7 protein-coding genes and 2 tRNA genes are annotated in these 8,161 nt (G+C 37.1%); 3 read left to right on the top strand and 6 right to left on the bottom strand.

Annotation, left to right across the window (positions count from 1 at the left end):
* Nucleotides 1-2,603, bottom strand: a 2,603-nt coding sequence (locus L652_RS0118855; protein ID WP_024603427.1) for an ATP-binding protein, incomplete at its 3' end; no start/stop codon positions are given.
* A gap of 72 nt (nt 2,604-2,675) precedes the next feature.
* Nucleotides 2,676-3,131 (bottom strand): Lrp/AsnC family transcriptional regulator, encoded by a 456-nt coding sequence (locus L652_RS0118850; protein ID WP_024603428.1) that lies wholly within the window; start codon nt 3,129-3,131, stop codon nt 2,676-2,678.
* Between the two features lie 136 nt (nt 3,132-3,267).
* On the opposite strand from L652_RS0118850, the gene L652_RS0118845 reads away from it, so the two are divergent.
* Together L652_RS0118845 and L652_RS0118840 are read left to right on the top strand one after the other, a co-directional pair.
* Entirely contained in the window at nt 3,268-4,437 is a 1,170-nt protein-coding gene (locus L652_RS0118845; RefSeq protein WP_024597155.1) for a monodechloroaminopyrrolnitrin synthase PrnB family protein, read from the top strand.
* Between the two features lies 1 nt (nt 4,438).
* Entirely contained in the window at nt 4,439-5,563 is a 1,125-nt protein-coding gene (locus L652_RS0118840) for an aminotransferase class V-fold PLP-dependent enzyme (RefSeq protein WP_024597154.1), read from the top strand.
* Here the strand turns inward: L652_RS0118840 and L652_RS0118835 are convergent.
* The 4 genes from L652_RS0118835 to L652_RS1000000125145 all read right to left on the bottom strand — a co-directional run bounded on the left by L652_RS0118835 (nt 5,547) and on the right by L652_RS1000000125145 (nt 6,934).
* A complete protein-coding gene (locus L652_RS0118835) occupies nt 5,547-6,035 on the bottom strand; it encodes an RNA-binding protein (RefSeq protein WP_024597153.1) in 489 nt (162 codons plus the stop codon). The two genes, L652_RS0118840 and L652_RS0118835, sit on opposite strands and share 17 nt — an antisense overlap.
* Before the next feature lie 305 nt (nt 6,036-6,340).
* Nucleotides 6,341-6,433 (bottom strand) — tRNA-Ser (locus L652_RS0118830).
* A gap of 51 nt (nt 6,434-6,484) precedes the next feature.
* A tRNA-Ser gene (locus tag L652_RS0118825) sits at nt 6,485-6,575 on the bottom strand.
* Between the two features lie 218 nt (nt 6,576-6,793).
* Nucleotides 6,794-6,934: a hypothetical protein gene (locus L652_RS1000000125145; RefSeq protein WP_164487637.1), complete on the bottom strand. Its 141-nt coding sequence runs from the start codon at nt 6,932-6,934 to the stop codon at nt 6,794-6,796.
* Nucleotides 6,935-7,259: 325 nt separating this feature from the next.
* Here L652_RS1000000125145 and L652_RS0118810 point away from each other — a divergent pair, with 325 nt between their 5' ends.
* Entirely contained in the window at nt 7,260-8,129 is an 870-nt protein-coding gene (locus L652_RS0118810) for a YegS/Rv2252/BmrU family lipid kinase (protein WP_024597152.1), read from the top strand.
* Nucleotides 8,130-8,161: the final 32 nt, after the last annotated feature.

The following is an 8,161-nucleotide window of genomic DNA, read 5'->3' as shown; positions in this document are numbered from 1 at the left end:
ATAACGTCGGCAGTTAAAGCAATAATCGGGAGTTCTTGTTCGGTTTTAAACTGGCGGATTAGGGCCGTTGCCCTATAGCCATCCATTACAGGCATTTGGCAATCCATAAGCACTAAGTCAAAATGCTGCTTTTTAACTATATCAACGGCCAGTTCGCCATTTTCTACTATATACGGCACAATCCCCAGCGAGCCAAGCATCGCTTTAATAACCATTTGATTCACTGGGTTGTCTTCTGCGACCAAAATGTCTAGCGAAGTAATATTAGTATTATCAAATGTAATAACATGTTCTTTTTTAGGCTCTGTTGTTTCTAATTGCATTGAAAATGTAAACGTAGAGCCTTTATCTATTTCACTTTCAAGTGCTATTTCTCCCCCCATTAATTGGCTTAGCTCTTTTGCTATTGTTAAGCCCAGCCCTGTACCACCAAATTGCCTAGAGGTAGAGCTATCAGCTTGGGTAAATGCATTAAATAATTTTTTATGTTGGCTTGGCTTTATACCTATTCCGGTATCCCTAATGGTTATAACAAGCTGTACTTTATTGGCGGCAGTAAACTCTGTTTCTATGTTTAAAGTAACGCTGCCTTGGCTTGTAAATTTAATCGCGTTACTACATAAATTAAGTAATATCTGCTCAATTCGCATCGGATCACCAATAAACCAGGTATCTAAAGGTAGCTTTGAGTTAACTTGCCATTTAATACCTTTGTTAACAGCGCTTTGTTCAAACATATTGTTTATGCGTGTTATTAAGGCACCTAGGTCGAATGCAATAGATTCAATAACTAACTTTTGGGATTCTATTTTTGATATATCAAGAATGTCATTAATTAAGTTTAATAAACTTTTAGATGATGAGTTTATTTTATCTAAATAGCCAATGAGTGTAGTTGCAGTGTCTGTTTCGCGAGCAAGTGAAGAAAAACCAATAACGGCATTGAGCGGTGTTCGTATTTCGTGGCTCATATTAGCTAAAAATTGGCTTTTAGCTTGATTAGCTAAATCGGACTGCTGTTTTGCTTGTGCGAGTGAGTGTGTACGCTCTGCAACTTGACGTGTAAGCGCTATTTGTTGCTGATTAAACAGTAGTAAAACCATTAAAATTAAAGAACATACGGCAACTTGAAGTATGAGTAATAATAAAGTTAGCTGACTATTATGTTGTGTTAAAAAGCTTTCTTTAAGGGATAGTTTTACAATCCATTTTTGCCCTGCAAAGTCCACGTCAAACGACATTAAACGGCTGCCTTTGGCTTGCTGAACATCTTGAGAGTAATTACTATAAAACGGCGGTGTATTTGTATCTTCATATATACCAATCGAAAACATATCAGACTGCTGTTTAGTAATAGCTTGTTCAATAATACTTCGTACTAAAAATACACCTGTGGCATAGCCTTTAATTGTTTCTTTATCGTTACTTTGAGAATACACAGGAGCAAATAATAAATAAGCTGGCTTAGGCTGTTTGGTCTGTACTAGTTGAATTATCTTAGTCCCTACGGGCATATATTTTATAGCAGGGTTAAGCAGGGAATTTTTTCGATCAGGGTTTGAAAATACATTAAAGCCAATAGCTTTTTGATTACCATTAAAAGGAGCTATGTATTTTACTATAACAAGGGGATCGCTAATTTCAAGAGGCTCACCTACTACATCAACATCTAAATGGTAAATGTTTGATATCTCTTGAGCAAAGACGTCTCGTTGATCTTGAGGTATTTTTGCATTCCACGATAAAGCGTGAATAAACGCATGCTGGGTTAGTAATTGGCTAGCATAAGAATAAAAATCTTGTTGGCTTAATGTTGAAGATGATTGAACCTGACTTGCTAGGCTCTGCACTGCAATAATACTGCGATTTGTATATCTATAAAGGCTGTTTTCTATAACATGGACTTCACGTTCGGCGATTTTAATTGTGCTTATACGGTTTTCTTGATCGTATAGCTGTGTTGTGACCGCAACCGACACAAATAAAATAGAACATACTGCAATTGTTGGAAACGCCGATATATTATGTTGGTTAGACTTTTGTGGTAATAAAGAAAGTAAAAACGGAGTTGCAATTATTACTCCTAATGTATCGCCAAGCCACCAGTAAATAACATTCTTCCAATGATTATCAATACTGTAAACTGAGTTAAATTGACTAAGAGCGAACACGCCAAAGTTAGCCGAAATTAAACTGACTAATATGGCTATGACGAGAATAAAGTAAATTATGTTTTTACGCTTTTTAAAGCGTAGTGGGTGGCCAAGCCAAAATTTTAGTAAAGCAGCGCCCACCATTGCCTGTATAACCACACCAAAGGCGATATACATAGCCTCGTTAAATGAGTTACCGACAAGGACTAGCTCATGAGCTGAACTATCAAAAATATTTAAATTAAATGCAATTGCAGCTACAAATAAAGGCGGGATAAAGCGCCACCACCAAATATAACAACCGACCAAAGCTATACCAGCAGGTAACCAAATTGGAATTATTTGCGAATTAAAAGCAAGTTTAGTGAGTGCTATACCCACTAAAAAATATGCTAAAGCAAACATGATGTAAAAAATAATAGAATGATTTTTAGAGTTAAAATTTTTCACATAAGGTCCAAGCAATTATTATTATCGTTTTGAAATATCAGTATAGCTAACAGTAAGTTATTTGGGTTATTTTTATAATGGTAACTGTTTTTTGCTAAATGATTGTTTAAGCACAACTGTTGATTCTATATTTGCGATACAACTTAAGCCACCTAGTTGATGTTTTACAAACGTTTCGTAGCTCTCAAGATCATGGGCAATTATTTTTAATAAATAATCATAGCTCCCTGATATTACACAACACTCTAATACATGTGGTAATTTTTCTACATGTTGCTCAAATTGCTCTGCAGCACTTACCGAGTTTTGGCTTAATCGCACAAACGCATATACCAACACATTAAGGTTAAGTGCTTTAGGGTTTATGGCGGCGNGGTAGCCGGTAATAATGTTTTCTTGCTCTAACTTTTTTATACGTCTTAGGCAAGGTGTATCCGATAGGTTAATACTACTGGCCAAGTCTGAAACCGACATACGAGCTTGGCTTTGCAGTGCAACGAGTAATTGCTGATCTTTTTTATCTAACATAGTTGTCGGCTTTTATTAATTATTTTTATATTTGTAGTGATTATTGCTAAGTATTGCAGTTTTTACTAATTTTTTTGGCGTTTTACCCTCATTGAACTCTGTTAGCATTTAACTATAAAAATAATAGAGCACAACAATGAACACACATACCGCTATTTTCGATCACTGGATACGAACAGAGTTTGTCACTTTAAATAGTGAATTAGAGCAGCTTTATTGGCAGCAAACCGATAAAGCAAATGTAGAAGGGGTAGGCGAGGCCTTAAAGCAACAATTAGAAAAAAAAGGCAACGCATTAGTTAGCAATTTATTAGCCGAGGGCAACACAGATCAAGGCTTTGATAGCGCTTTTGACTTACTCGGTAACGTAGGATTGTTTATGGCAGCGTGTAGGCGCCATGAAATTACTGAGCCAAGCAGAGAAACCACCTCTCCACTAATAGAAGCCTCAGCGCTTGCTATGCATATTGGTGCATCCATTGGCGTAACCCCTCGTTTTGCTACCGCCCATTTAACTACTCATAACAAAGCACTTAACGGTATTTATAAACGATTTACTAATTTACCCGATGAAAAGCTATTTATTGATTACAACACCCAAGGTATTTTGGCCTATAAACGAGCAAGTGATGCTTTATTAAAAATACTGCCGTTAGGCATTTCACACCCCTTGTGTGGTGAGTTATTAAAAGTAGCTAAACAAGCGCTTATAGATGTTATTGAATCAAATAATGCACTTTATTCTGAGCTCGATACAGATCGCTTTTTTAACTGCGTTCGCCCTTATTATAAACCGTATCGTGTAGGTAAAGAGGTTTACAGAGGTGCAAATGCTGGTGACTTTGCAGGTATTAACGTGATTGATATGTTACTAGGCCTTTGTAGCGCAAACGAGCCTAGTTACTCGCAAATGCTGGTGGATAAGTTTTTATATATGATGCCAGAGGATCAGCAAATACTACGAGAAGCCATGCGTATGCAAAGCTTTATGGATGACTTTTTACAAGCAGAGCAATATAAAAATACAGGTTGGTTTAAAAACCACGCAAAGTTATTTATCCAAGTGTGTAAATTACATGGTGACACCGCGGTCGGTCATCATAATCAACTGGTTGAAAAGTTTATTGCTCAGCCTTCAAAAAATATGCAACAGCAGTATATGAGTAAAGTAACAGCAAGTGGTCCGCCGCTTCATGTATTGCTTGATTCGCTCGAAAAACTAAGAGATAGGCGAGCCAGCGCAAAACGCGACGATATAAAAACACGTTTTGACGATCTAAATACACTTAAAAAATGGATTAAATAACATGCTTAAAAACGATTTTTGTATGGCCGATGGCTGTTATTTATTAAACCACTCGGTAGGGCGTCCTCTTAAAAATACACAGCAATATTTAGCACAGCACTATTTTTTACCATGGGAGAGCTCAAGTAAAGAACCTTGGCAGCAATGGCTTCCCGCAGTTGAGCAATTTACTAGCGCACTTAGTAAGTTATTTAATGCGCCTAGTTCGCAGTTTTGTCCTCAAGTTAATTTATCAAGTGGCTTAACAAAGTTGCTTATGTCGCACCCTCGATTACAGCAAAAAAATTGTAAAGTGCTTATGGCGCAAAGTGATTTTCCGAGCATGGGTTTTGCAATGCAAAAAGCATTACCAGAGTGCGCACAAATTATGTTTATACCAGAGCACGAAAACCTAACTGATATTAATGTTTGGCAGCGCTATATAACTTGCGATATCGACTTGGTTTTTATAAGCCATGTGTATTCAAATACAGGTGTACAGGCGCCTGTATACGATATTGTAGCTATAAGTAAATTAACCAATAGTTTATCAATAGTTGATGTTGCTCAGTCAGCGGGGGTTATACCGCTTGATTTAAGCGTGCTCGATGCGGACTTTATGATTGGCTCGAGCGTTAAATGGTTATGTGGTGGCCCAGGTGCAGCTTATTTATGGGTTAACAAAAATCAAATAGAGTATTGTGAGCCTAAAGATGTGGGTTGGTTTTCGCATCAAAATCCATTTGAGTTCGATATTAACCACTTTGAATATAACGCCAGTGCGCTCAAGTTTTGGGGTGGCACCCCTTCTGTAGCGCCTTATATTATTGCCGCAAATAGTATTACCTACTTTGCAGAGCTAACAGCTCATAAGGTAAGGGTGCATAACTTAGCGATGCTTACGCTTATTCATGAGCAACTAAGCGAATATGTTGTATCACCTATGAGTGGTGATAAATGCAGCGGGACTGTTATTTTGTTTTTTAACAAGCAGCAAGACCATGTACTTACAGAGCTTAATAAAGCGAAAGTCAGTGTAGATGCTCGCAAATTTGGAATACGAGTATCGCCACATATTTATAATACTCAAGAAGACGTTGCGCAATTTATTTCTATAGTAAAACGAGCGCTTAAGGGTTTTGGCTAAGCTGCTGCTTTCTTTGCTTTAATGACTCTATTTTTTGCTGCGTTTGACTAATTGATGCGTCGTAGGCTTGTTTTAATGAATTTGTTTTAGTTGCGATAGCATCAGCAATAGACGAAGCGCCTAAACGATTGGCCTTATCTTGGGTCATATAATCTATTTGTTGTTTTTTAGCTGCGTATTCTTTTTGGCTTTGTTCAATAGATAGCTCAAGGCGCTTTATTTCACGCTCTATTTGCTGAACCTCTAAGTAGTCATCAACAGAGGTATCGGTAATACCTTTACCGGGCGTAGAGCTTTTATATGCTTCAATTACATTTATATCTTTAAGAGTAATAACTTGTGCATCTTTAGCGCAAGGCGTTTGGCTAAAAGTAGGAACGCCCTTAATTACACACTTATACACTGTTGTACTTTGTGCCAAGGTAAAAAATGGTGCTGCCGCGCAAAATGATAGCAATATGAACCGGATCATAGCTAAACCTAAAAGTGGCTAAAGTTGTGTTAATAATGCCCTAAGTTATTACTAGGCACAATTTGTTTAGTTTTTATAAATTTTAGGCACAAAAAACCACAATCAAGTGGTTTAAATTAAGTATGTTCCAGAGGGGGGTAGACTTGCTTACATCCATGTAATCAATCGCTGCGCGACGCTTGCAGCGGCCCAAAATGTTCCAGACATTTTGTCGAACCCTGTCGAGGGTTCTCACCCTCCCAATTTAGTATCGGTGTTAAATTTTAGGCACAAAAAAACCACAATCAAGTGGTTTAAATTAAGTATGGTGGAGAGGGAGGGATTCGAACCCTCGATAGAGCTACAAACTCTATACTCCCTTAGCAGGGGAGCTCCTTCGGCCACTCGGACACCTCTCCAACGCATAACCGGTTGTATTGATGGAATAAAAAAAGCCACCAATTAAAATATGGTGGAGAGATAGGGATTTGAACCCTAGATGGGCTATAAACCCATGCCGGTTTTCAAGACCGGTGCATTCGACCACTCTGCCATCTCTCCGTGACGCAGAATAATACTTAGGTGATACCGCTGTGTAAATAGCAAAATGACTGTTTGCCTAAAAAACATACGTAAATGAGGTTTTTTTTGTAAATAAGGGGAAATTAAGGCAATTTTTAATAAAATAAATAGGTTGCAGCAAACAATGGGAGCTAAATAAGTGACTTCATTTAGTGGTTGAGTGTTCGCTGCACCGAAAAATAATCATGGTTGGGTGATTATTTATATTGAGCTGCACCGCTAAGTGCTAGTCTTTTACCAATCGTGTTAAGTTTAGCTAACATTCTTGCTTTACGGTTAGTTGGTTTAACGGCTACTTGCGCTACTGCTGTTTGATTTAATGTATTAATTGGTTTCATTATTTTGCTCCGATCGTATCTGTTGAAATTGCGTGCATTTTGCACGTTGTTAGATTAAAAATACAACGATAAAAATTGAGCCTGAGGGATTAGTTAAACTAATCTGAATTGATTTTATTAATATGCGATTCAGTAAGTTGCATTACTGTTTTTGCATAGCTATTTATATGACGGTTGGTTTTAACCCCTTTGATGTTGGGGTCTTTGGTTTTTTAATTTATTTTTATGCATTTTATACAATGTTTTTTGATTATTTATTCGGATTAAAAAAATTTAATTAAACGTTTGTTATCTCACTCTAAAATACATTGCTGGAAACAAAAGCTTGTCACTACTTATAATTATTAAACCAAGTATCAAAAAACAGAGCCAAAAATCATTGGCATGGCTTAAAAATATCTGTAAAAAGCGCAGCTTTTCTTATTGTATATTTACTACAACGGGAAGCTTTGACGATGACTGCGCTCAAATAAGGTTGTTACTGAGTAAATTTCCCAAAGTAGTTGCACTAGGTGGCGATGGTACATTGAACTTGGCGGTCAATGCGCTAATAGGGAGCAGTTGTTCGTTAGCATTATTACCTTGCGGTACAGGTAACGATTTCTCCAGAGGGTTTAATTGCAAAGAAGATGATTGGCGAAAGGCATTATTTAATACACCGACAGCAATTGATATAGGAAAAATTAATAGCCGCTATTTTATTAATATTGCAGGGGTAGGATTTGATGCTCATGTGATTAAAACTATTAACGATAAAGCTAATTTTTCATCTTTTGATTACAGTTGGACGAGCATTAAAGAGCTATTTTATTATCAAGCTCAGCAGTTACAAGGTACGTTTAATAACGATGCTCGGCAGTATCAAAATTTAATTACTGTATTTGCTAATCATAAGTACTTTGGTGGCGGGCTAAAAATAGCGCCAAAAGCAGATTTAACTGATGGCCAGCTTGAGTGTTATCAAATGCGATCGGGTGGGCTTTTTTATAATGTAATAAGCTTTATTAAGTTATTTTTTAAGCGTCATGAGTATATAAAAAACCTTACCTATAGTCGCTTAAATACAGCTTCCATAAAAACTGAAGGGTTATTGATTGAAGCAGATGGTGAGCTGATAGGTAAAACTCCTGCAGTTGTAAGTGTGCATGGACAGGCCTTACTTTTTCATATGCCAATAAAAAAGCGCCTACAGTAAAGTAGGCGCTTTTGCGTTAGTTGCGTTAATAA

This window comes from Pseudoalteromonas sp. TB25 (assembly GCF_000497995.1).
GTDB lineage: Bacteria > Pseudomonadota > Gammaproteobacteria > Enterobacterales > Alteromonadaceae > Pseudoalteromonas > Pseudoalteromonas distincta.
Note: the sequence above shows the minus strand (reverse complement) of the source record. Positions and strands in the feature narration are given on the sequence as shown.

What these genes read in the sequence shown, in the direction of transcription:
- L652_RS0118845 (WP_024597155.1), top strand. Translation starts at nt 3,268, where the DNA reads ATGAACACACATACCGCTATTTTCGATCACTGGATACGAACAGAGTTT.
- L652_RS0118840 (WP_024597154.1), top strand. Translation starts at nt 4,439, where the DNA reads ATGCTTAAAAACGATTTTTGTATGGCCGATGGCTGTTATTTATTAAAC.
- L652_RS0118835 (WP_024597153.1), bottom strand. Translation starts at nt 6,035, where the DNA reads ATGATCCGGTTCATATTGCTATCATTTTGCGCGGCAGCACCATTTTTT.
- L652_RS1000000125145 (WP_164487637.1), bottom strand. Translation starts at nt 6,934, where the DNA reads ATGAAACCAATTAATACATTAAATCAAACAGCAGTAGCGCAAGTAGCC.